The 23,107-nt window shown below is 46.7% G+C and carries 25 protein-coding genes and 1 pseudogene; 20 read left to right on the top strand and 6 right to left on the bottom strand.

From position 1 onward, the window contains the following. The first annotated feature begins 87 nt into the window (after window positions 1-87). From ulaG to FGQ85_RS13405, 10 genes are all read left to right on the top strand, one after another. A complete protein-coding gene (gene ulaG, locus FGQ85_RS13450; protein ID WP_087166980.1) occupies window positions 88-1,191 on the top strand; it encodes an L-ascorbate 6-phosphate lactonase in 1,104 nt (367 codons plus the stop codon). A 16-nt stretch (window positions 1,192-1,207) separates the two neighbouring features. Then, window positions 1,208-1,660 (top strand): PTS sugar transporter subunit IIA, encoded by a 453-nt coding sequence (locus FGQ85_RS13445; protein ID WP_087166981.1) that lies wholly within the window; start codon window positions 1,208-1,210, stop codon window positions 1,658-1,660. Between the two features lie 17 nt (window positions 1,661-1,677). Next, window positions 1,678-3,168 carry a PTS ascorbate transporter subunit IIC gene (locus tag FGQ85_RS13440; protein ID WP_087166982.1) on the top strand — a complete coding sequence of 497 codons (1,491 nt, stop codon included), beginning with the start codon at window positions 1,678-1,680 and terminating at the stop codon, window positions 3,166-3,168. Window positions 3,169-3,192: 24 nt separating this feature from the next. Further along, window positions 3,193-3,498, top strand: coding sequence for a PTS sugar transporter subunit IIB (locus FGQ85_RS13435; RefSeq protein WP_087166983.1), 306 nt, complete (start codon window positions 3,193-3,195; stop codon window positions 3,496-3,498). A gap of 201 nt (window positions 3,499-3,699) precedes the next feature. After that, window positions 3,700-4,476, top strand: coding sequence for a DeoR/GlpR family DNA-binding transcription regulator (locus tag FGQ85_RS13430; RefSeq protein WP_087166984.1), 777 nt, complete (start codon window positions 3,700-3,702; stop codon window positions 4,474-4,476). A gap of 48 nt (window positions 4,477-4,524) precedes the next feature. After that, complete coding sequence (locus FGQ85_RS13425) at window positions 4,525-5,376, top strand: L-ribulose-5-phosphate 3-epimerase (RefSeq protein ID WP_087166985.1); 852 nt, start codon at window positions 4,525-4,527, stop codon at window positions 5,374-5,376. A 5-nt stretch (window positions 5,377-5,381) separates the two neighbouring features. Beyond that, window positions 5,382-6,437 carry a hypothetical protein gene (locus tag FGQ85_RS13420; protein WP_087166986.1) on the top strand — a complete coding sequence of 352 codons (1,056 nt, stop codon included), beginning with the start codon at window positions 5,382-5,384 and terminating at the stop codon, window positions 6,435-6,437. Between the two features lie 3 nt (window positions 6,438-6,440). Then, the gene (locus FGQ85_RS13415; protein WP_087166987.1) at window positions 6,441-7,127 is read left to right on the top strand and encodes an L-ribulose-5-phosphate 4-epimerase; all 687 of its coding nucleotides are present in this window, start codon (window positions 6,441-6,443) and stop codon (window positions 7,125-7,127) included. Between the two features lie 35 nt (window positions 7,128-7,162). After that, a complete protein-coding gene (locus FGQ85_RS13410; RefSeq protein ID WP_087166988.1) occupies window positions 7,163-7,882 on the top strand; it encodes an HAD family hydrolase in 720 nt (239 codons plus the stop codon). Window positions 7,883-7,898: 16 nt separating this feature from the next. After that, window positions 7,899-8,702, top strand: coding sequence for a hypothetical protein (locus tag FGQ85_RS13405; protein WP_087166989.1), 804 nt, complete (start codon window positions 7,899-7,901; stop codon window positions 8,700-8,702). Window positions 8,703-8,801: 99 nt separating this feature from the next. On the opposite strand, the gene FGQ85_RS13400 is transcribed toward FGQ85_RS13405, so the two are convergent. Beyond that, a complete protein-coding gene (locus FGQ85_RS13400) occupies window positions 8,802-9,086 on the bottom strand; it encodes a helix-turn-helix domain-containing protein (protein ID WP_087166991.1) in 285 nt (94 codons plus the stop codon). A 310-nt stretch (window positions 9,087-9,396) separates the two neighbouring features. On the opposite strand from FGQ85_RS13400, the pseudogene FGQ85_RS19210 reads away from it, so the two are divergent. The 4 genes and pseudogenes from FGQ85_RS19210 to FGQ85_RS13385 all read left to right on the top strand — a co-directional run. After that, window positions 9,397-9,882: pseudogene (locus FGQ85_RS19210) on the top strand (MATE family efflux transporter); the annotation flags it as partial. 203 nt (window positions 9,883-10,085) lie between these two features. Next, complete coding sequence (locus tag FGQ85_RS19205) at window positions 10,086-10,736, top strand: MATE family efflux transporter (protein ID WP_347563104.1); 651 nt, start codon at window positions 10,086-10,088, stop codon at window positions 10,734-10,736. A gap of 2 nt (window positions 10,737-10,738) precedes the next feature. Continuing rightward, window positions 10,739-11,344: a cytidylate kinase-like family protein gene (locus tag FGQ85_RS13390; protein WP_087166992.1), complete on the top strand. Its 606-nt coding sequence runs from the start codon at window positions 10,739-10,741 to the stop codon at window positions 11,342-11,344. 165 nt (window positions 11,345-11,509) lie between these two features. Then, window positions 11,510-11,716: a DUF6199 family natural product biosynthesis protein gene (locus tag FGQ85_RS13385; RefSeq protein WP_087166993.1), complete on the top strand. Its 207-nt coding sequence runs from the start codon at window positions 11,510-11,512 to the stop codon at window positions 11,714-11,716. A gap of 123 nt (window positions 11,717-11,839) precedes the next feature. Here the strand turns inward: FGQ85_RS13385 and FGQ85_RS13380 are convergent, their stop codons facing one another. Further along, window positions 11,840-12,661: a MerR family transcriptional regulator gene (locus FGQ85_RS13380; RefSeq protein ID WP_162610121.1), complete on the bottom strand. Its 822-nt coding sequence runs from the start codon at window positions 12,659-12,661 to the stop codon at window positions 11,840-11,842. A 216-nt stretch (window positions 12,662-12,877) separates the two neighbouring features. Then, window positions 12,878-13,339: a DUF2798 domain-containing protein gene (locus FGQ85_RS13375; RefSeq protein ID WP_138373710.1), complete on the bottom strand. Its 462-nt coding sequence runs from the start codon at window positions 13,337-13,339 to the stop codon at window positions 12,878-12,880. Between the two features lie 214 nt (window positions 13,340-13,553). Between FGQ85_RS13375 and FGQ85_RS13370 the strand changes: the two genes are divergently transcribed. The 6 genes from FGQ85_RS13370 (at window position 13,554) to FGQ85_RS13345 (ending at window position 19,518) form a co-directional block, all read left to right on the top strand. Continuing rightward, window positions 13,554-14,354: a MerR family transcriptional regulator gene (locus FGQ85_RS13370; protein ID WP_138373709.1), complete on the top strand. Its 801-nt coding sequence runs from the start codon at window positions 13,554-13,556 to the stop codon at window positions 14,352-14,354. Further along, window positions 14,351-15,160, top strand: coding sequence for an ABC transporter ATP-binding protein (locus FGQ85_RS13365; RefSeq protein WP_138373708.1), 810 nt, complete (start codon window positions 14,351-14,353; stop codon window positions 15,158-15,160). Before FGQ85_RS13370 ends, FGQ85_RS13365 begins: the two co-directional genes overlap by 4 nt. A 3-nt stretch (window positions 15,161-15,163) precedes the next feature. Continuing rightward, window positions 15,164-15,877, top strand: coding sequence for an ABC transporter permease (locus FGQ85_RS13360; protein WP_138373707.1), 714 nt, complete (start codon window positions 15,164-15,166; stop codon window positions 15,875-15,877). 100 nt (window positions 15,878-15,977) lie between these two features. Then, window positions 15,978-16,898: a helix-turn-helix domain-containing protein gene (locus tag FGQ85_RS13355; RefSeq protein WP_138373706.1), complete on the top strand. Its 921-nt coding sequence runs from the start codon at window positions 15,978-15,980 to the stop codon at window positions 16,896-16,898. A gap of 168 nt (window positions 16,899-17,066) precedes the next feature. Beyond that, window positions 17,067-18,260, top strand: a complete 1,194-nt coding sequence (locus tag FGQ85_RS13350) for a DUF6070 family protein (protein WP_243128566.1) — start codon at window positions 17,067-17,069, stop codon at window positions 18,258-18,260. Between the two features lie 22 nt (window positions 18,261-18,282). Beyond that, window positions 18,283-19,518, top strand: a complete 1,236-nt coding sequence (locus FGQ85_RS13345) for a DUF6070 family protein (RefSeq protein ID WP_138373705.1) — start codon at window positions 18,283-18,285, stop codon at window positions 19,516-19,518. A 30-nt stretch (window positions 19,519-19,548) separates the two neighbouring features. Here the strand turns inward: FGQ85_RS13345 and FGQ85_RS13340 are convergent, their stop codons facing one another. The 3 genes from FGQ85_RS13340 to FGQ85_RS13330 form a co-directional block, all read right to left on the bottom strand. Further along, complete coding sequence (locus FGQ85_RS13340) at window positions 19,549-21,351, bottom strand: BlaR1 family beta-lactam sensor/signal transducer (RefSeq protein WP_138373704.1); 1,803 nt, start codon at window positions 21,349-21,351, stop codon at window positions 19,549-19,551. 2 nt (window positions 21,352-21,353) lie between these two features. Beyond that, entirely contained in the window at window positions 21,354-21,740 is a 387-nt protein-coding gene (locus FGQ85_RS13335) for a BlaI/MecI/CopY family transcriptional regulator (protein WP_087167002.1), read from the bottom strand. Window positions 21,741-21,837: 97 nt separating this feature from the next. Then, window positions 21,838-22,737, bottom strand: coding sequence for a LysR family transcriptional regulator (locus FGQ85_RS13330; RefSeq protein WP_087167003.1), 900 nt, complete (start codon window positions 22,735-22,737; stop codon window positions 21,838-21,840). Window positions 22,738-23,107 lie beyond the last annotated feature (370 nt).

Here is a 23,107-nt window from a genome sequence, read left to right as displayed (position 1 = left end):
AAAAGTAATATACTACATATAAAGGAACAAGAAACAGGCAAAACGAAACAAAATATATGAATGTTTCGAACGAAAAGGAGGGCTTTTATGAGCAAAATCGACGACATCACAAGGGAGAGCTGGATTATGAGTACATTTCCGGAATGGGGTACCTGGCTCAACGAGGAGATTGAGGCAGAAGAGGTAAAACCGGGAACTGTAGCAATGTGGTGGCTTGGATGTACCGGAATGTGGTTCAAAACTCCTGGAAACTGCAACATCACAGTGGATCTGTGGTGTGGAAACGGAAAGAGAACACACGGCGATGGGAAGATGAAGGTCGGACATCAGATGGCAAATATGTGCGGAGCAAGAGCGATGCAGCCGAATCTTCGTGCCGTACCATTTGTAATTGATCCATTTGCGATCAAACAGGTGGATGCAGTGCTGGCAACCCATTACCATCAGGATCATATGAGCGCGGAGTATGCATCCCACGTAATCAAATCCGGCATGACAACCGTCAACGAAAAGGGTGAAGAGATTCCGGTTCCATTCATCGGACCAAAGAAATCCGTAGAACTGTGGCAGAAATGGGGCGTTCCGGCAGACCGCTGCATCACAGTGAAACCGGGAGATACCATTAAAATCAAAGACATCGAGATTGTTGCTCTGGACTCCTTTGACAGAACCTGCCTTGTAACAACGGATTCTACAGGACCGGACAGAGAAGAACTGACAGGAAAATGCCCGACCGACATGGATGAGAAGGCAGTAAACTACCTGATCAAGACACCGGGCGGAAACATCTACCACAGCGGGGATTCTCACTATTCTATCTACTTTGCAAAACACGGAAAAGATTACGACATCGATGTAGCATTTGGATCGTACGGAGAAAACCCGGTCGGAATGCAGGATAAGATGACATCTGTTGATATTCTTCGTATGGCAGAGGCTTTGAGATGTAAAGTTGTGATTCCGATCCACTACGATGTGTGGACCAACTTCATGGCAGACATCAATGAGATCCGCGTGCTTTACAATATGAAGAAAGACCGGCTGGATTACAAATTCCACCCGTTCTTCTGGGAAGTCGGCGGAAAATACGTGTACCCGACAGATAAGGACAAGATGGCATACCACCACAGGAGAGGATTTGAAGACTGCTTCGAAGCACCGCAGAACATTCCGTTCCGTTCCTGTCTGTAATAAGGAGGCAAAGAAGATGTTAAAAGAATTTGTGGAAAAGAAACATTACAAATTTGCCGAAAGCGCAAAAGACTGGAGAGACGCAATCCGTATGAGCTGTGAAGTCCTGGAAGCGGACGGGACGGTAGAGGGAAATTACAAAGAAGACATCATCAAGTGTGTCGAGAAATACGGTCCGTACATTGTAATCATGCCGGGGCTTGCAATGCCTCATTCTCAGGAATTCGCAGAAGGCGTACATAAGACAGAGATTGCCTTTATGAAACTGGAACAGCCGGTAAGTTTCGATCCGGACGATCCGGATAAGGATGCTGTTCTGTTTTTCACACTTGCTTCCTGCAATCCGGACCAGCATCTGGACAATATGTCAAGACTTGCCGAGATGCTTTCCAATGAAGAACTTGTGGAGGAGCTGAAAAAAGCAAAAGGTCCGGAAGATCTTCTGGCACTTGAAGAAAAATACTTATAAAGGAAGAGGGTAATGACGTGGATATTTTAATGAGTATTTGGTCCTATTTTGCGACCAACGTCCTGCAGCAGCCAGCATTCATGATCGGTCTGATCGTAATGATCGGGTATATCCTTCTGAAGAAACCGTGGTATGATGTACTTGCGGGAGTAATCAAGGCGATCGTAGGATATTTGATCCTGACCGTTGGTTCCTCGGGGCTGACAAACAACTTCCGTCCTGTACTTGTAGGACTGAGAGATGTATTTAACATCGATGCGATGGTAATCGACCCGTATTTTGGACAGAATGCGGTTACGGCCGGTGTTGAAGAAGTATTTGGAAAAGGATTCGGCGATGCGATGATTCTTCTTCTGATCGCATTCATCGTAAACATTCTGCTGGTTCGTTTCAGCAAATACACCAAACTGCGTGCACTGTTTACAACCGGACATGTGCAGGTACAGCAGGCTGCAACAGCTTACTGGCTGATCATGTTCGCTCTGCCGGGACTGATTTCCAATAACGTGGCTCTGCTTGTTGTCATGGCAGTCATCCTGGGAGCATACTGGGCAGTCGGCTCAAACCTCCTGATCAAACCTTGTCAGGAAGTTACGGACGGAGCCGGATTTACTCTGGCTCATCAGCAGATGTTTGGTGTGGCGCTGAACTACTGGCTTGCCGAGAAACTGTTCGGAAACAAGAAAAACGGTAAAAAAGTAAAGAAGATCGATGATATTGAGCTCCCGGGCTTCATGTCCATCTTCAACGAAAATATGGTATGTACATCCATCCTGATGCTCGTATTCTTTGGTGCAATCCTCTGCATCCTCGGAAGAGATTATCTGGTAGAGGGCGGATTCATGGAAGAAGGAGCATCCATGGTATTCTACGTAATCCAGACCTGTCTGTACTTTGCCGTATATCTGGCAATTCTGCAGCTTGGTGTCCGTACTTTCGTAACAGAACTGACAGCATCTTTCCAGGGTATCGCAGACAGACTGCTTCCAGGTTCCGTACCGGGTGTTGACTGTGCGGTTATCTTTGGATTCGGTTCCGCAAACGCTGTTCCGCTCGGATTCCTGGCAGGTTTCCTTGGACAGATCATTGCGATTGCACTGCTGATCGTCCTGAAGAGCCCGACACTGGTTATCTGTGGATTCGTACCTGTATTCTTTGATAATGCGACTATCGCGATTTTCGCGAACGAAAGAGGCGGTATCAAAGCTGCTTTGATTCTCCCGTTCATTTCCGGTCTGTGCCAGGTATTTGGTTCGGCCCTGATTGCAGGATGGGTTGGAATGGCAGCTTACGGCGGATATCTCGGTATGTGGGACTGGGCAGTCGTATGGCCGGTGATGACAGTCGTAATGAAGTTCTTAAGCTACGCGGGTGTTGTTGTTGTAGCGGTAGCACTCCTCATTATTCCGCAGCTTGAGTACAGAGCGGATAAGGAAGGATATTTCCTTATTACAGAAGATTATGAAGCGTATAAAGAATTAAAAGCAAAACGTGAGGCAGGGAAATAATCTGCCGGAAAGGAAGGAAAAGAAATGGCAAAAGAGAATATGAGCTTTTTAGTATGTTGTGCAAATGGAGCCGGCTCCAGTCTGATGATGAAAATGACAATGCAGAAAGTACTCGACAAAGTGGGCTTAAAGCCTGGAAAAGTACATCACTGCGCACTGTCCGAAGGAAAGACAGCGGCATCTCAGTATGATGTGGTATTCTGCGCACAGAACTTTGTAAATATGTTCAAAGACGCGGAGAAGAAGGGAACGATCGTAATCGGACTTCGTAATATCATGTCAGCACAGGAAATTGAACAGAAAATGAAAGAACATGGCATTATTGAATAAGTTGACAGCCATTTCGGTATAAGATCAGAGCCGGGTGCTCCGCTCGAAAGGAGCGGGGCACCCGAAAGTTTTTTAGAAACTCCGAAAATTTTCCTGTTCATTTTTAAGATCATTAATCGCAAAAATAATGACAAAAAATCATATACAATGGTATAATTGAAAACAAGCGGAAATCGATATTATAAAAGACAAGGAGGAAAAATGAAACGGGAAAAAGCGTATGTAGATGGACGAAGACAAAAAATACTGGAACTCCTGCAGCATAATCCTCAAATCCGCGTAGATGACCTGGCTGAAAGGCTGAATGTATCGGTGGTTACGATCCGGCGCGATCTAAGATTTCTGGAAGAAGAAAACCTGGTCAAGCGTTTCTACGGGGGCGCAAAGGTCATGAAAGAAGTGACAGAAGAAAAAGATACGATCTCCATGTGCAGAGATCTGATTGCACGGTACGCGGCGACTCTTGTGGAAGATGGAGATACGATCTTTATTAATACAAGCAAGAATGCGCTGAAACTGATTTCTTATGTGGAGAGCAGGAATGTAACCGTAATTACGAACAATGGAAAAGCAATCAATCACGAGGAAGCAGACGGTGTCAGCATTATACTCACAGGAGGAGAACTCCGGTATCCGAAAGAAGCGATGGTAGGAGATTTTGCGATCAGGAACCTTCAGAATATTTTTGCAAAGAAGGCATTTGTCGGCTGCTCCGGAATCAGCGTGAAATCGGGTATGACAACGGAAATCGCCAATGAAGTCAATGTCAACCAGCTGATGATTGAGCATGCGACCCAGGAAGTTTACATTCTGGCGGATCATACGAAGATCGGTCACAGCAGCAGTTTTACAAGCTGTGATATCAGCAAAGTCAAACATCTGATTACGGATGAGTTTGCACCGGAGGAGGAACTGGAACAGATGCGGATGCACGGCGTTCAGGTTCACCAGGTGAGGAGAGATTTCTTTTTAAAATAGCACTCTGATTTTATGCAGATACGGGATCTGATAACAGGAGGTAGCAGAATGAAAGCGTACTCATTGGGTCTTTATGAAAAGGCCATGCCCCCGGAGCTTTCCTGGAGGGAAAAACTGGAAACCGCAAAAGAAGCAGGATACGATTACGTGGAAATCAGTATTGATGAAACGGAAGAGAAAATCAGCCGTCTTGATATGACAGGGGAAGAGCGTTTTGAGATGGTTTCAGCGATGTATGAAACCGGACTTCCGATCCGCACGATGTGCGTCAGCGCCCTGACAAAATATTCCCTTGGAAATGATGATCCACAGTTCAGCGCCAGAGGTATGGAAATTCTGGAAAAATCGATCCGGCTTGCCGATGATCTTGGAGTTCGCGTCGTGATGATTCCGGGGTACGATGTCTATTACAGGCCGTCCACCCTTGAGACAAAACGCAGATATCTGAGAAATCTGAAAAGGGCCGCGGAGATGGCAGAAAAGGCGGGAGTGATTCTCGGACTGGAAACAATGGAAAATGAGTTTATGAACACAGTGGAAAAAGCAATGAAGTATGTGACTTTGTGCGGTTCCAATTATCTGAAAGTTTATCCGGATATCGGAAATCTTACAAATGCGGCGGTTCAGTATCAGTCAGACGTTCTGGAGGATCTGGAACTTGGAAGAGGAAATATCACTTCCATGCATTTGAAAGAGACACTGCCGGGAAGATACAGGGAGGTTCCGTACGGAACGGGCCATGTGGATTTTGAAGCTGCCATCAAAAAGGCATGGGAGATGGGAATCCGCAGGTACGTAACAGAGTTCTGGTATAAGGGAAGCGAAAACTGGAAAGAAGATCTGAAGTTTGCACATAACATGATGTCGGAAATTCTGGACAGTCAGTCAAAAGGAGCGTAGAAAGCATGATCAGAGTAGAGAAAAAAGTAATTTCAAATTTAACAAAGTGTTATTCAATTGCGCCGCTTTTTTATAAAGGGAAAGAGCATTTCCTTGTTGCGGCTGAGAAAGTAGATAAATGTCTTCTTTTCGATATGGAAGGAAATCAGGAAGAAGTTGTCTGGGAAGAGCCGGGCGGAGTTATGACAATGGTACAGGTACCGGGAACAGACGGACAGTTTCTTGCAACACATAAATTTTACTCTCCGAACGATTCCAAAGAGGCAAAAATCGTGAAAGTAACTCCGGACGGAAACGGAAACTGGGAGGTAAAAACGCTGGTAGACCTTCCGTTTGTTCATCGCTTCGATATTCTGGAACGTGGCGGAGTCAGATATCTGATTGCGTGCGCTCTGAAGTCCGGCTATGAATACAAAGATGACTGGAGATTTCCGGGCAAGGTTTATGTCGCAGTTCTGCCGGAGGATTTAAGCGGATTCGATGAAGAACATCAGCTGGAGCTGACTGTTTTAAAAGACAATATGCTGAAAAACCATGGCTACTACAGAGTGGAGGATGGAGGAGTCCAGACAAGTGTCATCTCCTGTGACAACGGTATTTATCAGTTTGTTCCGCCGGCAGATCCGGACAGTGAATGGGAGATCCGTACCCTGACGACCGATGCGGCCAGCGATGCTGTCATGGTAGACTTTGACGGGGACGGAGTAAAAGAGATCGCTGCCATTGCACCATTCCATGGTGAGAAGATCCGCTTCTACAAAAAGGTGGACGGTGCTTATCAGATGGTCTATGAATTCGGTGAAGACTGCGAATTCCTTCATTCTATTTACGGTGGAACCCTCTGCGGGAAACCGGCATTTGTGACGGGACACCGCAAAGGAAAACGGGATCTGATGGCTTTCTTCTATAACAGGGAAAAAGGATCCTATGAGGTAGAATATATTGATCATGACTGTGGTTCAGCCAATGTATATCACTACGTGAAAGATGGAAAAGATATGCTGGTATCGACAAACCGCGAGATTGACGAAGTAGCATTATATACGATTACGGAGGAATAAGAAATGCTGGAAGAATTAAAACAGGTTGTTTATGAAGCAAATATGGATCTCCCGAAATATGGGCTGGTTACATTTACATGGGGCAATGTAAGTGCCATCGACCGGGAAAGCGGGTATTTTGTAATTAAGCCAAGCGGTGTGGATTATGACAAACTGAAACCGGAAGATATGGTTGTGATGGATCTGGAAGGAAACAAAATTGAAGGAAAATATAATCCTTCTTCCGACACAGCGACACACCTGGAGCTTTATAAAGCATTCCCGAACATCGGAGGTGTTGTTCATACCCATTCTCCGTGGGCAACAAGCTGGGCGCAGGCGGGAAGAGGAATTCCTTGTTATGGAACAACACATGCAGACTATATGTATGGTGAAATTCCATGCGCGCGCTGCCTGGAAGGCAAAGAATTTGATGAGTATGAGAAAAATACCGGACTTTTGATTGTCGATACATTCAAAGACAAAGATTACGAGGCGGTTCCGGCTGTACTCTGCAAGAACCACGGACCGTTTACATGGGGCAAGGATGCCCACGAGGCGGTACATAACGCCGTTGTTCTGGAAGAAGTTGCCAAGATGGCAGCCCGCTGTGAGATGATCAATCCGGATGTGAAACCGGCACCGCAGGATCTTCAGGATAAACATTACTACAGAAAACACGGCGCAAACGCATATTATGGACAGAACTAAAAGGAAAAAATGAAAAGGAAACGAGGCGAGGCAGGATGATCCGGGCAGTGATCTTTGATATCGATAATACCATGTATAATTTTGACCGCGCGCATGCAGCAGCAATGGAGGCGCTTTTCCGGTATGGGAATCAAGCACTCTCTCTCGAACCGGGTTCCATGAAGGAAGGGCTTTCTGCAGCACAGAAGCTCATCCTGGACCGCCTTGGAACGAATTCCTCAGCGATACACAACCGGCTGATCCGGTTCCAGACCTTTCTGGAATCCATGAAAAACGTAGATCTGACCAAAGCGCTGGAGATGTATCATACATACTGGGATACACTTCTGGCTGTGATGGAGCCGGAACCGGGGCTTAAGGATCTTATTCTTGATCTTGGCAGCAGGGGAATCCGGATCGGGATCGGCTCGGATATGACAGCATACATCCAGTTCAAAAAGCTGGAGAAGCTGGGCGTGCTGGATCAGCTCTCCTTTATCGTTACAAGCGAAGAGGCAGGAGCGGAAAAGCCGTCGCCGGAGTTTTTCCGGCTCTGTGTGGAGAAGGCCGGATGTAAGGCAGAGGAATGTGTTTTTATCGGAGATAGCCTGAAAAAGGATGTGGAAGGCGCAGAAAAAAGCGGACTTTACGGGATCTGGTATCATCCGGCGCCGGAAAACCGGAAACATGATATGCAGGAAACCGGAAGCGGATATCCTGTGATTACGTCCTATGAGACATGCCTGAAAGACGGCGGATTCTTTTCGGAAATATAACAAAGGAGAAAAGGCTATGGGATCTTTTACTTACCAGACAATCGTGCTTGTACTGATCGGTGCAGCGGTATTTGTTCTTGGCACGACCAACATAAGGGGACATTTCAGAATGAAAAGACCTGGTATGGTTTTCAAAGGAAAAGTTCTGAATGCAAAGCTGGTGGAACGAAGAGATAAAGAGGACCGGCTGATCCAGCATTATTATGAACTTCAGGTGCAGTGCAGAACACAGAATAAGACATTTAACCACAAGATAAAAAGTACAACAGAGTACGAAAAGGGAGAAGAAATCCAGCTGATGCAAAATGGCGGACAGATCACGATGGTCAGTAATAAATCCATCTCGCTTGGCATTGCCATATTGATAGCTTTCGCCGGGATGGCACTTGCTGTATTTCCGGTAGTTTACCAGAATGCGGGGAAGAAAGAAGGATCTCTTGTACTGACTGTACTTCTTATACTTGCCGGATGCATTACCTTTTTCTCTTATATGAAAGAAAGGGGAAGAAACCTGACAGAAATTCAGGGAGAAATTGTGGATGTTCTCTATTACCGGACCGGGGACAATAAAAGGTTTTCCAAGCCGGTAGAGTCTTATTATCCGCTGATCCGGTGCACACTGGACGGAAAAGAAAAGATTTTCCTCAGCAGCTACAATTCCAGCCGTCCGAATGTCTACAAAGTCGGAAGGGAAATGAAACTTTTCTATGACAAAGAGACAAGAAGCATCGTTGAAAAACGGACAAGCCCGGCACTTCTTGTGGCAGCCGCAGTTCTCTGGTGCCTCGCCCTGATTGGACTGATCAGCAGTTTTATGTAAGAATAGAAAAATGAAGATCCCGGGTTCGCCGTAATGGTTATGGCGGATCCGGGATCGTTTTTGTATCAGGATGGATTTCGGAGATAAATGGAAAGACGCTCAATCTTTGGCATATGCCACCTCCTCTATAGAGAGAAAAGGAACTTCCTCAAACAGGTCTTCCAGCTCTCCTTCGATTTCCAGTGCGATTGCAATTTTGGTGAGGGAAATCAGCGAGATCTCACCGTTTTGCTCAAACCGCTTCACAGACCCCAGGCTTACTCCTGATTTTTCGCTCAGTCTTTTCTGTGAAATTTTGCGTCTTTTACGGATGCTGCGGATGCGCGACGCAATGAGCTGATCGATTTCCCGTGGTGTTTTGGTTAAAAAATTGTAATTAATCATAGCTAATATATTAGCTTAAAATGGGAAAAAAAGCAAGGGATGGCTAATATTTTAGCTTGATTTTCATAAGTACACAGGAAGCTCCATATTTGACAATTCCTCCACGCCCATGTTAAACTACTTACAGTTTCTCGGAGGGCTGGTACAGCGCTGACTGTGTCCGGCCGGATAAGGGGCGGTCTGAAATGTCCGTCTACGGAGGGGAAATCATTCAGAGGAAATGATGAGCCGGATAAGAGATGAGTTAAGATACTTGTTTCTTATCCGGCTTTTTTCATGAGAATACAATTCAGAACAGGGGGATGAGAGGATGGATTTTCTGAACGGGAAAATCAAAACGATTTATTTTAAGTATCTGGCAGCGGCATTTGGAAGTGCCCTCATCACATCGATCTATTCGATTGTTGACATGGCGATGGTGGGGCAGTACCATGGGCCGGAAGGATCGGCTGCCCTTGCGGTGGTGGCGCCGGTCTGGAATATTATTTACAGTCTGGGACTTCTGATGGGAATCGGCGGATCGGTTCTTTTCAGTATGATCCGGGGAAAAAGCGGGGGTGAGGAAGAACTACGAAGATCCAACGAGTATTTCACGGCATCGGTGATCGGCTCGGTGATCCTTGCGGTAATTGTCTGGATGGGAATTATCTTTTTTGACAGACAGCTTTTAGTTGCATTCGGAGCGCAGGATAATACGCTGACACTTGCAAGAGAATATGTGCGCCCGATTAAAACGGCTATTCCATGTTTTCTGTTTAACCAGATGCTGGCGGCCTATCTGCGGAATGACAAGAATCCGGCCCTTGCTACCGGAGCCGTGCTTGCCGGCGGAATTTTCAATATTTTCGGGGACTATTTCTTCGTGTTTGCGTGTGATATGGGTGCGTTCGGTGCCGGACTTGCGACAGCGATCGGCTCTGCCATCAGCTTTCTTGTCATGCTGACCCATTTCCTGACGAAGAAGAATACACTCCGCCTTGTGAAGCCGACGCGGCTTCTGTGGAAATTAAAGGAGATTACGGTAACGGGATTTTCCACCTTTTTCATCGATGTGCCGATGGGAATTCTGACGATCCTGTTCAACCGTCAGATTGTGATTTACCTCGGAACAAACGCGCTTGCGGTCTACGGGGTGATGGTCAATATCAGTACCTTCGCGCAGTGTTGTGCCTACAGTGTGGGACAGGCCTCGCAGCGATCATTTCCACGAATTTTGGAGCAGGAAAGGGCGGACGGATCCGCCAGACGCTCAAGTACGCGCTTGGAACGGCGGCCTTTTTTGGAATCTTGTGGACGGGGCTCTGCATCTTTTTCCCGGAACAGTTTATCCGTTTCTTCATGAGCCCGACGAAAGAAGTTCTTGCGATTGCGCCGACGATTTTCCGTTGCTATGGAATTTCCTTCCTGCTGCTGCCGCTGAATATCTTTTCCACCTATTATTTCCAGGCTCTGATGCAGCCAAGGACAGCGTTTATCGTTTCGGTGGCAAGAGGGCTTGTCATCAGCGGAATTCTGATCTATGTGCTTCCGGCCGCAGCGGGCGGAAATGCCGTCTGGTTTGCGATGCCGGTTACGGAGTTGGTAGTTGCGGTTTATGTCATCTGTGAGATGATCAAATATACAAAGAAATTAAGCGTGAAGGAGGAATGAGTATGAAGCGGATCATTACGATTGGACGTGAATTTGGAAGCGGCGGGCGCGAACTTGGCCGGAGGCTCTCCGAGGAGATGGGGATTGCCTACTACGATCAGGAGATTATTACCGAGATTGCGAACCGCACCAGCCTGTCGGAACAGTACGTTCAGGCGGTGATAGAACACCGGCCGTCCTTTTCTTTCCCGATTCATATCGGAAGGAGCTTTTATCCGGCGGTCAGCCCGGTGTTTGAGCAGAGCATGGCTGTCTTTCAGGAACAGTTTCGGATTATCAAAGAGATGGCGTTGAAATCGGACTGCGTGATTGTCGGGCGGTGTGCGGATTATATCCTGAAAGAATACCGGCCGATGCGGATCTTTGTCTATGCGGATATGGAAAGCAGGATGGCAAGGTGCCGTGCGAAGGCTCCGGAAGAGGAAGAGATGACAGACAAGGAATTAAAGCAGCACATCCTCGGTATTGATAAAAAGCGTGCAAAATATTATGAATTCTATACCGGACACAAATGTGGAGACAAGCTGAATTTCGATCTGTGCGTCAATACATCCGGAATTGTGATCAAAGAGATCGTGCCGGGCATGGCGGCCATGCTGAAACGATAGTCGGACAAAAAGATAGGTAATCAGATAGAATTTCCGCCTGTTGACGCAGTATGATGAAATCCATTATAATTTTCTTATATAAACCTTTGTATAGGAGAAAGGCTTTCAAATGTGGAGTAGGCGCTGTTTCTGTGAGAAATACAATCATTTGCGGGAGAGTGGGAAATGAAGGATATCAATTTTATCTGGCCGGTCATTTTATTCCTTTTAGGCTTGCTTATGTTAATCAATCCGAAGCTGCTTTGGAAAATAGAAAATTGTTTTACTGTGAAAGATGGAGAACCAACGGATTTATATATTGCATTTATGCGAATAGGCGGACTCTTATTTATGTTTGCATCAATCATTTTTTCAGTAGTATGCTTTGCATAAATCATGATGTTTAAAGAGATGGGACGATTCCAGGAAGGATTGAGACTCTGAAAAGACTCAAATTTCAAGGGATCGTCCATTTATTGTGGAAAGAGCCGGAAAATGGAATCCCGAAGTTTCTAATCATTTGAAACAACGGACTGGAATTCGAACTCTCGTAATCTGTCCTTTTTTTTCGGAGCTTCCGACTTCGTCAATGAGACGTTCCTCGCAGGCATCTCCGATGATTTCCAGCCGATTTTCACGAATGAAAGAAAAGAGCCGCTCGTAAATGGAATCCGTATCCTCCAGAGAACCCGGACCGCAGGCGGCCGCAAATAATCCGGCAGGGATGCTGGCGTTTGCAAGGGAAGCATCCTTTACAAAGGCGACAATTCGGGAGACAGTTTTTGTCTCTTGTTTTTTGAGCTGTTCTCTGGCAGTCAGATAACCTTCGGGATAACCGAAGGTGACGTGGTTCTGCTTGCAGTGCAGATAGAAATCAAGCCAGATTTCATCCGGAATGGCCTGCCGGTCCGCTTCGAAGGGTGTGCTCTGAAAAATCAGTGTTTCCTCAAAAGAAAGGAGCTGTACGTTACGGGTATCCATGGATGTTCCCTCCTCCAGCCGGACGAGCCGTTCCTCCAGCATACCTTGTACAGACTGGAGGCTTCGGATTTTTTCAGTCAGGTTTTGCTGCTGTTCTTTCAGAAAGGACAGGGCATGTCCGGGTGTGATATCAGCTGTATAGTCTTTGATTTTCGAGAGAGGAATCCCCAGTTCTTTTAAAATCTGAATCATTGAGATCACATAAATCTGTTCATGGGCATAGTAGCGGTAACCGTTTGGGGCAGTGTATTTGGGGCAGAAGACGCCGATCGTATCGTAAAAGATCAGTGTTTTCCGTTTCACTTCCGAAATACGGGAAAATTCGCTGATTGTCAGAAGATGCTGATTCTGTTTCAATGCTGATTTCCTCCATGATCTGGTATTTATAAGAGACTATACGGCGGCAGGGCGGGAATGTCAAGAAGGGGAATGGGAGCTGATTATAGATCATTATTGCAAGCCCAAATGTGAATTCTTAAATTACTGTCCGGAGAAAAAGTCCTGTGTGCGGTTTCCGGTAAAATAGCAAAAAAGGTACTGGGTTTTCTTTTGAACTCAGTACCTTTTTCTGTTTTATGACTGTCTCATGATCTTTCTGAACAGGAATCTTACCAGTGGTCCGGCATAGCACATCTGCCAGAAGAATGCCATCGGGAAATTCATCGCGATGGTCTGGATCCAGACCGGAATCACGTTGATTCCTGCATCTTTGAACAGCAGTGTAGCCGCAAGACTCATCAGCGGACACATCCACATCACAGTAATAGCGGAGATCGCCAGCACCAGATGAAATGGATTTTCTTTTTCCGGGTCTACGATTTTAAAAGCGGTTCTTTTTACGATGTGGCTCACAAAGAAAAAGTCCAGAAGAAAAGCGATCGGGTACATGATGATCAGTTCATGAAATGCTGCTCCGAATACGGCATAATTCATTCCGCCCATGTTCAGTGCAATATTGTAGCAGACCATGGCATAAACCATGAAAAATACCATCAGAAGTGAAAAAATGAGTTCCTGTTTTTTGGTTCTTGGCATAAAAAAATCCTCCTTATGAATGAATAATAAATCAGCAGAAAAATCGTGTTGTTCGTTATTCATTCGGGAGAATGTACGTTTCCAATAAAGACCTGAATTTTCCGAGTCACCAGTCTATCATAAGACGGGATCTGCGGTCAAGAAAAAATTTTTAAAGGGGCTTGCTTGTGACGTTACGTCATGAAGTATACTAGGAGCAGGAGGTGACACGGACATGGAAAAACAAAGAGCAGTACCGAAGGGATTTATGACCATCGGGGAAGTGGCAAAGAAGATGAATGTCACAGTCCGGACATTACAGCACTATGACAGAGAAGGACTGCTTTTGCCTTCTTCCATCAGTGAAGGCGGGCGGAGGCTTTATACAGATAAAGATGTAATCCGTCTGCACCAGATTTTATCTTTGAAACAGCTCGGATTCTCCCTGCAGGATATCAAAAACCGCCTGATTCCGCTGGATACGCCGGATGATGTGGCGGATGCCCTGGCACAGCAGGCAGAAGAAGTGCGACGGAAAGTCGAAAGTCTGTCCGAATCATTAAGGGAGCTTGAAATTCTGCGGGAAGAAGTGCTTCAGATGCAGGAGGTGGATTTCAAAAAGTATGCGGATATTATCGTAAACCTGCAGATGAATAATGAGTATTACTGGCTGATCAAGCATTTTGACGATCAGACACTGGAGCACATCCGAAGCCGCTTTGACCGGGAAAGCGGAACGGATTTTATGCACCGGTTTCAAAAGCTTCAGGAGGAAGCAATACAGCTTTACATAGCGAAAGTTCCGGCCGACAGCGAGCAGGGACAGCACTTTGCCGAGATTTACTGGAAGATGATCACGGAATTTACCGGAGGGGATTTGAGTATGCTCTCCAAATTGGTGGAAATTGGGAAATTTGAAGGAACAGATCCGAAATGGCAGGAAAAACAGGCCATGGCCAATGAGTATGTCGGACAGGTGCTGGATGTGTATTTTTCCCGTCTGGGGGTGAATCCGTTTCAGGAGGGAGACGCATGACAGAAGCAGTACGGGTTTGTGGATTAAAGAAAAGTTACGGAACACATGCGGTGTTGAAGGGTCTGAATTTTGGTGTGAATCAGGGGGAAATTTTTGGAATTCTGGGGATAAATGGTGCGGGTAAAACGACGGCCATGGAATGCATCGAGGGGCTGAGAACATATGACGAAGGACAGATCAATGTCCGGGGGAAAACCGGAATTCAGCTGCAGTCGGCATCATTGCCGGAGCATATCCGGGCGATGGAGGCGGTCCGGCTGTTTGCAAAGTGGAATCACTGTGTGCCGGATGAAGGAATGCTGAAGGAACTTGGCATTCCGGAATTTGCAAAGAAGCAGTATTATCAGTTATCAACGGGACAGAAGAGGCGGCTCCACCTGGCACTTGCCCTGATACGGGATCCGGATCTCCTGTTTCTGGATGAACCGACAGCAGGACTTGATGTGGAAGGGCGGGTGTCACTTCATGGTCTGATCCGAAAGCTGAGGGAAAATGGAAAGACCATCGTATTGACGAGCCACGACATGGCAGAAGTGGAAAGTCTCTGTGACCGGATTGGGATTTTAAATGGGGGCAGCCTTGTATTTCTCGGAACGGTAGAGGAACTTGGTGAAAAGGTTGGAAAGCAGTACCGGATTTCGATTCGGACAGAACATGGTACGGAAGAGTACGAATCAGAAGACATTGGAACAGATCTGATGAAACTGTTGGAACAGTACCGGAAGAGGAGTGCGACGATTCTGGATCTTCATGTGGACCGTGGATCGCTGGAACAGCACTTTATGAAAATCACAAAGGGGGAATGATAGATGAATGCATTCTTTTACGGAGTCTCGCTCCAGTGGAAAATGGATATCCGGAGCCGGACGCTTCTGCTTACCTGCTATCTGGTGCCGCTTCTGTTCTTTGCGGTGATGGGAGGCATTTTTACTTCTGTCATGCCGGAAGCCAAGGAGACACTGATCCAGTCCATGACCGTGTTTGGCGTTTCCATGGGTGCGCTCATCGGTGTTCCACCTTCTCTTGTGGAAATCTACGGAAGTAAGATCCGGCAGGTTTACAAAGCCAACGGTGTTCCCGGGTGGCTTGGATTCTTTACGACAGGTCTTTCTGCGTTTGTACATTTGTTTTGCATGAGTATGATTCTCTTTTTTTCTGCGCCACTGTTTTTTGACGCGGAATTTCCGGAACATCCGGCTGCATATGTGGTTTCACTGGTACTGTTTCTTGCTGTTACGATCAGCGTGGCAGGCGTGATCGGTTTGATGGTGAAAGATCAGAGTAAGACCTCCATGTGGTCAATGCTTGTCTTTCTTCCGTCGATTCTTTTGTCAGGCATTTTGTTCCCGAAGGAACTGCTCCCGAACGCGCTGCAGGTCATCGGAAATGCGTTTCCGGCTGCATGGGGATATTGCCTGATGACAGAAGCGGGAGGATGGATGAAGAACGTCATTCCACTTGCGGTGATTCTGGTTCTTGCACTGCTGCTGTGTAGCATTGGCATTCGCTGGAACAAAGAATAAAAATGGAACTGCACATATCCGGTCAAGAAAAAAGGAGTCCCATCGTGTAAACTAATAATTAGCAAGACCAGACCATGCGTGAATATGGAGGTGAAAGAAGATGGAAACAGAAGGACTGGAGAGGGTACTTGATTATATTGATACACATATTTCTGAGAAAATCAGTCTGGCAGAACTGGCGGAACTTGCAGGCTACAGTCCTTTTTATTTCAGCAGACTGTTTTCGAGGATCATGGGAATTTCGGTGACCGGATATATACGGATCCGAAAACTACAGCATGCGCTGGCTGATCTGGCAGAAGGAAACAAGGTGCTGGATGTATCGCTTCGATATGGATTTGACTCGCATGAGGGCTTTACGAGATCATTTACAGACATGTTCGGGATGGCACCAAGTAAGGCGAAACGGTATCTTGTCTCGTATAAGGTGCCGCAGTACCGCATTCCGGATGAATACGATGGGAGGATGGCGATGGAATTACAAGAAAGACAGATGGATCTGGGAGACAGTCTGCATGAACTGATATTTGAAGTGCTGAGAACGTCTTTGGAAGAGGCGGAAGAAGGTTTCTGTACGAAGATTGAGGTAGTACTGCATTCTGATTGCAGTGTCCGAATTGTAGATAATGGGAGGGGAATTCCGCTTACACAGAATACGGAGAAAGACCGGGAAGTGCTGGACAGGATCTTTTCTGGATATCCATTATCGGGGCCGGCCTGTCTGCGGACAGAGGAGATAGCGGGATATAGCCTGAAGACAGTGAATTCTCTTTGTGAAAGACTGAAGATCAGGACTTACCGGGACGGCTTTGAGTTCTGGCAGGAATATATACGGGGAATCGCGCAGCACGAGGTTATGAGTGAGCCGTGTGATCATGAACCAGGGACAGAAATTTTGTTCCGGCCGGACCGGGCAGTGTTTGGAGAAAAGAGGATCTCCGCGGATAGAATCCGGGAATGGGTGCGGAAGCAGACCGGAGAGAGGAACACGCCTGTAATCCAAATAAGGGAAGAGGACTAAAAGAGGTATGGGCTGCTGCGAAATATTCGTAGTCAACCCGTTGGAATCTTCTTGACTTTGAAATCTTACAAGTGTAATATTAAGAAGCAAGGAAGAAAAGCAGATAGATTCTGAGTATTTCAGGGAAGATATTTTACAGTGGTAACAGATGAAAAAGGAGAGAATTTCTTGAGTTGGAAGAAGTGGATGATTGCAGGATGGATTCTTCTGTTTGCCGGGGCGGGATGCAGTACTGCCATGGAAAGAGAGGGCGGGTACGAGCAGGAAAATCAGCAAAAAACAGAAAGACAGGAAAAAGAAGAGAGAATTTCTAAGGAGTCTGAACAGCTTGCAGAAGGATTCCGGGAGATTTATGAAGAGAAGAAAGACAGCGGGGGAAAAGATACGCTTGAATTTCGGAAGCAGATTATACAGGCCATCGGAGAGCAGGGATATGCGGCAGTTGACACGGACAATCAGATCAACATGGTACATTACGGACAGATCGAGGACTTCTGTGAAAACACAGAACAAGGAGAAAAAGCAGCGGCAGTGTTTTTCAGTGTAACGGACGAAGGAGGCTGGATCCGCTATGATCTGGAGACCCAGGATGGCAACATAGATGTGACGGAATCTTCCCTGTGGTGGGAGAACGACAACCCGGAGGTCTATTATTATCATGAATTTGAAGCCGCCTCATGGGATTATACGGACAAGGGATATCTGTTTTTGGAAGAATCCCGTCCGGCGGGATACGACGGCGCTCCGGGGCAAAAAGCCTTCCGGGTCAAGCCGTTGGATCAGACATGCAGGGAGGCTTACCAGACCTATCTCGCATCTGTCGGATATGAGCGGAATAATCTGCTGATTACCGACTGGACGGAGCAGGACAGCAAAGAACTGGATTTTTACGATCTGTATGAACGGCTTTGCCGCGCAAAATATGGGGAAATTGTTCCATATGAAGCAAAGGAAGGGGCAGAATATCATGTGCCGGAAGAAGAAATTGAAGAAGTTCTGCAAAGTTATTTTTCCTTTGACAGGCAGACAATCCGGGAACACATGAAGTATCAACCGGAGAGCGGCACCTTTCTCTACCGCCCGCGGGGGCGTTATGATGGAGGCTCGCCATACGGGCCGTATCCGGAAGTGACCGGATATAAAGAACTGGAGGATGGAACGGTTCAGCTTACCGTGGAAGCGGTATGGGAGATGGAAATGCTGGACTGTGCCATGAAGAGTGAACTGGTGGTGCGCCCGATGAAAGACGGGGGTTTTCAGTATGTATCCAACCGCGTGATTTCCAGGGAGGAAGGGATGACCAGTTTCTGGTATAAGCCAAGGCTCACAGAGGAGGAGTGGAATCATTACTATGGGGAGTAAAAAAATTTACAGGAAATATGCTATGCTTATAGTTCTCCTGATTCTGCTGATTGGTCTGAGCGGCATCATGCTGAGCAGAGACAGAAAAGGAAACAGCCAGAGCAAAGGGGAAGAAGCTGAGGCAACAGAGCAGACAGAACAGTGGGAAAAGGGATACAATCTTCCGCTGGATACCCAAAAGAAGAAAGATGCAGAAGAAGAGTGCAGTGCGGCAATGGAGCTGATTTCCAGTCAGTATCAGAACATGGATAAAGGGAATACATCCGATGGAGTATTATCCGATGAGGAGATTGTCGCCCTGAAGGAGGTGCTGAAGGAAGACGGATTGACGGTAACCGGCGCGGATGCCTATTCGACAATGGAGAACTATGAAACGATGGAAGACTTTCTGGCAGATTGTCAGGATGGAAAAGAGGGAACGATGGTTCTTTATAAGGTGAAGTCCAGCGGCGGGTTGAACCGGATGGAGTTTGAGTATGACGGGGAAAACCTGTATGTGGTGGATACCATTTCCGAGTGGAGCGGTGACGGGGAACCTGTCATTTCTTCCACTTCCTATACAAGGGTGAAATGGTGGAACTACACGGAAAAAGGATGGCTTTCCTACGAACTGTGCGCACCGCAGCCGCCGGAAGTTACGGAAGTCGTGGACGCATCCACCATGATACGGATCCGGCCCATGGAAGAAACGTACCGAGAACTTTCCAGGAAGTGTGTTCTGGCACTTGGATATCAGGGAAATAATCTACTTTGTTCAAACTGGAATACGTCCGATCTTTCCAGACTGGATTACAATGGAGTGTTTGAATCATTCTATGAAATGAAATATGGAACGATCATAGATTATGACCGGTATGCGGACGGGATCGAGGCGGAAGAATTTGAAAGTCTGATCATGGAATATCTTCCGGTGACGAAAGATGAACTCAGGGCCTGTGCAGAATACGATGCAGAGACAGGAACCTATCTGTGGGTACGGCTTGGGACCGGGAACTATTCTCCGACTACGTTTGGAACTTCCATTCCGGAAGTTGTAAAGGCAGAAGAAAAGGGGGACGGCATAGTGGAACTGACGGTGCAGGCGGTGTGCATGGCAGCGTGCAATGACAATGCAATGACCCATAAACTCACCGTGCAGTTTTCGGATGACGGGACATTCCAATATCTGGGAAATGAGATTTCCGAGGAGGAACTGGCGAAAGTACCGGAATATCAGTACCGGTTTGGAAAACAATGGGAAGAAGCGGACGGGGAGTAAATATTCCTGTCCGCTTCATTTTGCGTGAATTTAAAGGGATTCATCAGAATAAATCCCCAGATCCGATAAGATAGAGAGTGTGGTGGACGCCGCCGTACTTCCTGCCGCATCTTTGCCCCGAAGGTTTGATGCAAAGAAGACCGGGTGCCCGGAAGACTCTACAAAACCGACAAAGCAACCGTTGATATTCTGCCCATTTATCTGTCCGGTTCCCGTCTTTCCATAAAGGGCAGTTCCCGAAGATGAGGAAAGGCAGATAGCATCTTTGACCGTTTCAATATGTGACGGATCGAAATTCCAGTCGTTGTAATAAAATGAAACAAGAAGCTGCACCTGCTCCACCGGAGAAATTTTCAGAGAAGATTCCATCCAGTAAGAAGAAAGATCTCCCTGAAGGGATTCATTTCCATAGCCGATCTGATGCAGGTAGGAACGCAGGACGGATGCGCCCATCTGATGATCCAGATTCTGAAAATACCAGTTGACGGAGGAGGTCATTGCACTTTGCAGTGTCTGATCCTGATTCCACTCTTCAAATGGATACGATTCATCCGGCTGTGGAAGAAAGTTGTGTTCCGGAGTGATTATCCCTTCTTCCAGAGCAAACAGGGCATCAAAAATCTTATAGGTCGAATCCGGTGAAACCCGGCTGCGGGCAAGGGATTCGTTGTAGATGGTCCAGTCGTCCGCTTCCATATCGTACAGGACAAAACATCCCTCATAGCCCTGGAAATAGGCGGAAAGGGAAGATGAAGTACCGGAAGCTCCATTTTCGGGAAGCGCCGCATTTTCTGCCGCTGCATCGGAGGAAAGAAAGGGAACCGATGCGGACAAAAGGAGACAGATCAGGAAAAAGGCGCACCCGCTTTTGAATCGCCTACAGGGTGTAGGCTTCTGGTAGGAAGCAATGCAAAGAATCCGTTTTCGGATCTGTTTTTTATTTTCTCCAAGTCCGGCTGTAAAAGGAAACGGATGAAGCGATGTTTTCCGGGCAAATCGGATGAGGGTCTGCCCATAGTCGGTATAGGAAGCTTCATCAAGCAGGGACAGCACAGAAGCATCGCAGGCAATTTCCCGGTCTTCCCGCATGGTGTGAAGAGAAAGGCGCATCAGCGGATGAAACCAGTAGACCATACCCGCAAGATTCATCAGATGTCCGATGAGTGAATCCCGGTGGCGGTAATGAAACAGTTCGTGAAGCAGAATATACCGGAGATCCTTTTCCTGATAATCAGAGATCAGGTGAATCGGAAGGTAAATGCCGGGACGAATGACCCCGGCCATAACCGGAGACTTTAAAAAGGCATTGCTGTACACAGGAATCTTCCGCCGGATGTGCAGTTCCTCCAGACACGACTGATACAGCGCTTTTGCTTTTTCATGCTGCAAAGGAAGGGAAGCGTTTTTCAGTGCATGGAGACGAAGTGCAGAACGGATCAGAAAGATTCCCATAAAAAAGACGCCGGCAATCCAGACGGCAAAAAGAAAACCCCAAAGAGAAGACGGCGTTCTCTGTGTAACAGATTCCGTGAAATCATTCATCCATCCGGCGGCAGCAACGTAAGGCTGCATATTCTGGCCTGTTCCGGATACAGCATGAAATGAAAAAGAATGGTTTGACGGCAGGAAAGACCATAAAATATTTCCGGAAAATTTAAAAGGGAGACCCGGAAGAAACGGAATGGCAGACAGTATAAGCAGCACAAGCCAGAGATGGTACCGCATCCGTCCGACAAGCAGTGTTTTGAATACTGTCCGGAGAAAGAAAAAGATACCGATGATTCCACAAAGAAGAAGGCTGCAGAACAGAAAATGTATCATAAAACGTTCCATGATCAGCGGCCTCCTTTTTTTGATGTTCCGGACAAAAGCGCACGCAGTTCATCGAGGTCTTCTTCCGAAAGGCGGTCCTCCTCCAGGAAAGAGGAAACCATTTCGGTGAGATCCCCATGGTAAAAACGCTTCAGAAAAGAAGAACTCTCCTGTCCGATATATTCTTTTTCTCCGACCAGAGGAGTGTAGACAAAGATACGTCCCTGCTTTTCGTAGGTCAGAGCACCTTTGTTGACCAGCCGCTTGATCAGCGTCTGAATCGTTTTCGGACTCCAGGATGTCGTTTTCTCCAGACATTCCGTGATTTCATTTGTGTTGACCGGGGCACGCTGCCACACGATTTTCATGACTTCAAATTCCGCCTCGGAGATTTGCGGCAAACGGGTCATAACAGATTCCTCCCTTCAATCTTACAAATGTAATAGTTATATTATAAAAGAGAATACATCCAATTGTCAAATAAAGCGGGGAAAATGGAGAAGAAACCTATGCTTCATCCAGAGAAAGAGATTCCCGCAGGACAGAAATAAATTTTTCCACCGGTTTGGAAAACACCTGATACTTTTTCCAGATAATTGACATCTCTATCTCCAGTGCCGGATCAAGCGGACGAAAGCAAAGAGTACTGTCTCCGGTCGTATTGATCAGATGGTCAAAACTAAACGCATAGCCCAGCCCTTCATCGACCAACCGGGAAGCATTGTAAATCAGATTGTAGGTGGCTACAATACGAAGATCAGCCGGATCCCGCTTCAACCACTGCAGCACCTGGCCGCCGTTGGACTCCTGCTGGGAGACGATCAACGGCTGATCCCAGAGATCTTCTCTCCGGATTGATTCCTTCTCGGCAAGAGGCGAATCCTTACGCATCAGCACACCCCAGATATCCCGTACCGGAACTTTCAAAGCATGATATTTCGTCAGATCTACAGGACCAAAAACAATTCCAAAATCAATCAGTCCCCTGTCAAGAGACTCTCTCACAAACACAGCATTTCCACTTGAAATATGAAACTGGATGCCGGGATAACGCGACTGCATCTGCTTTGCCGCCCGCGCAATCAGCCGGATCCCGTCAGTCTCACCGGCACCAATATAAATATCACCGATCAGAACATCATCAGAAGCAGAGATCTCAGACTCCGTCTTTCGGACAAGCTCGAGAATCTCCTCAGCCCGCTTACGCAGAATCATCCCCTCTTCTGTAAGCGTAATCCGCCGGGAACCCTTACCACCCCGGATAAAAAGTTTCTTACCAAGCTCATCCTCCAGGTTTTTAATCTGCGTAGAAAGCGTCGGCTGTGAAAGATGCAACGACTCGGCAGCATGAACAATACTCTGTTCCCTTGCAATCGCAAGAAAATATTGAAGAACACGAAGCTCCATAAACACATTCCTCCATCAGACTTATCACACAAAATATAAACTATACAAAATTTAAAACATACTATAAAACACTACAAATACTATACCCCGAAGCAGAATAGGTTTCAACTATAAATCCTTATAAACTATAAATAATTACTATCTTATACGCTTTATCGGGGACGTGTTCCGGTGCACAGGTACACGACGTAAATGGACAAAAAAGTCTCAAAACCCGCATAAAATAAGGCCAAAACCGAATTGTCAGATTTTTTCCATCGGGGACAGGTTCCGAAACGCCGGAACACGTCCCCGGTTAATTGAAAAATTAATTGCAACATAGGTTGTTGCAGTTAGAATTACAAGGCATATGGGCCATGAAGTTGCAGTT

The sequence above is a fragment of the Pseudoflavonifractor sp. BSD2780061688st1 E11 genome (assembly GCF_005844125.1).
Taxonomy (GTDB): Bacteria; Bacillota; Clostridia; order Lachnospirales; family Lachnospiraceae; genus Sellimonas; species Sellimonas catena.
This window is presented reverse-complemented; position numbering and strand designations above follow the sequence as displayed.

Coding starts and splice junctions, on each gene's coding strand:
- FGQ85_RS13330 (WP_087167003.1), bottom strand. CDS start 22,737: ATGGAGCTTCGTGTTCTTCAATATTTTCTTGCGATTGCAAGGGAACAG.
- FGQ85_RS13435 (WP_087166983.1), top strand. CDS start 3,193: ATGGCAAAAGAGAATATGAGCTTTTTAGTATGTTGTGCAAATGGAGCC.
- FGQ85_RS13415 (WP_087166987.1), top strand. CDS start 6,441: ATGCTGGAAGAATTAAAACAGGTTGTTTATGAAGCAAATATGGATCTC.
- FGQ85_RS13390 (WP_087166992.1), top strand. CDS start 10,739: ATGAAGCGGATCATTACGATTGGACGTGAATTTGGAAGCGGCGGGCGC.
- FGQ85_RS13335 (WP_087167002.1), bottom strand. CDS start 21,740: ATGACCCGTTTGCCGCAAATCTCCGAGGCGGAATTTGAAGTCATGAAA.
- FGQ85_RS13365 (WP_138373708.1), top strand. CDS start 14,351: ATGACAGAAGCAGTACGGGTTTGTGGATTAAAGAAAAGTTACGGAACA.
- FGQ85_RS13445 (WP_087166981.1), top strand. CDS start 1,208: ATGTTAAAAGAATTTGTGGAAAAGAAACATTACAAATTTGCCGAAAGC.
- FGQ85_RS13355 (WP_138373706.1), top strand. CDS start 15,978: ATGGAAACAGAAGGACTGGAGAGGGTACTTGATTATATTGATACACAT.
- FGQ85_RS13400 (WP_087166991.1), bottom strand. CDS start 9,086: ATGATTAATTACAATTTTTTAACCAAAACACCACGGGAAATCGATCAG.
- FGQ85_RS13340 (WP_138373704.1), bottom strand. CDS start 21,351: ATGGAACGTTTTATGATACATTTTCTGTTCTGCAGCCTTCTTCTTTGT.
- FGQ85_RS13360 (WP_138373707.1), top strand. CDS start 15,164: ATGAATGCATTCTTTTACGGAGTCTCGCTCCAGTGGAAAATGGATATC.
- FGQ85_RS13385 (WP_087166993.1), top strand. CDS start 11,510: ATGAAGGATATCAATTTTATCTGGCCGGTCATTTTATTCCTTTTAGGC.
- FGQ85_RS13375 (WP_138373710.1), bottom strand. CDS start 13,339: ATGCCAAGAACCAAAAAACAGGAACTCATTTTTTCACTTCTGATGGTA.
- FGQ85_RS13370 (WP_138373709.1), top strand. CDS start 13,554: ATGGAAAAACAAAGAGCAGTACCGAAGGGATTTATGACCATCGGGGAA.
- FGQ85_RS13345 (WP_138373705.1), top strand. CDS start 18,283: ATGCTTATAGTTCTCCTGATTCTGCTGATTGGTCTGAGCGGCATCATG.
- FGQ85_RS13410 (WP_087166988.1), top strand. CDS start 7,163: ATGATCCGGGCAGTGATCTTTGATATCGATAATACCATGTATAATTTT.
- FGQ85_RS13425 (WP_087166985.1), top strand. CDS start 4,525: ATGAAAGCGTACTCATTGGGTCTTTATGAAAAGGCCATGCCCCCGGAG.
- FGQ85_RS13430 (WP_087166984.1), top strand. CDS start 3,700: ATGAAACGGGAAAAAGCGTATGTAGATGGACGAAGACAAAAAATACTG.
- ulaG (WP_087166980.1), top strand. CDS start 88: ATGAGCAAAATCGACGACATCACAAGGGAGAGCTGGATTATGAGTACA.
- FGQ85_RS13405 (WP_087166989.1), top strand. CDS start 7,899: ATGGGATCTTTTACTTACCAGACAATCGTGCTTGTACTGATCGGTGCA.
- FGQ85_RS13420 (WP_087166986.1), top strand. CDS start 5,382: ATGATCAGAGTAGAGAAAAAAGTAATTTCAAATTTAACAAAGTGTTAT.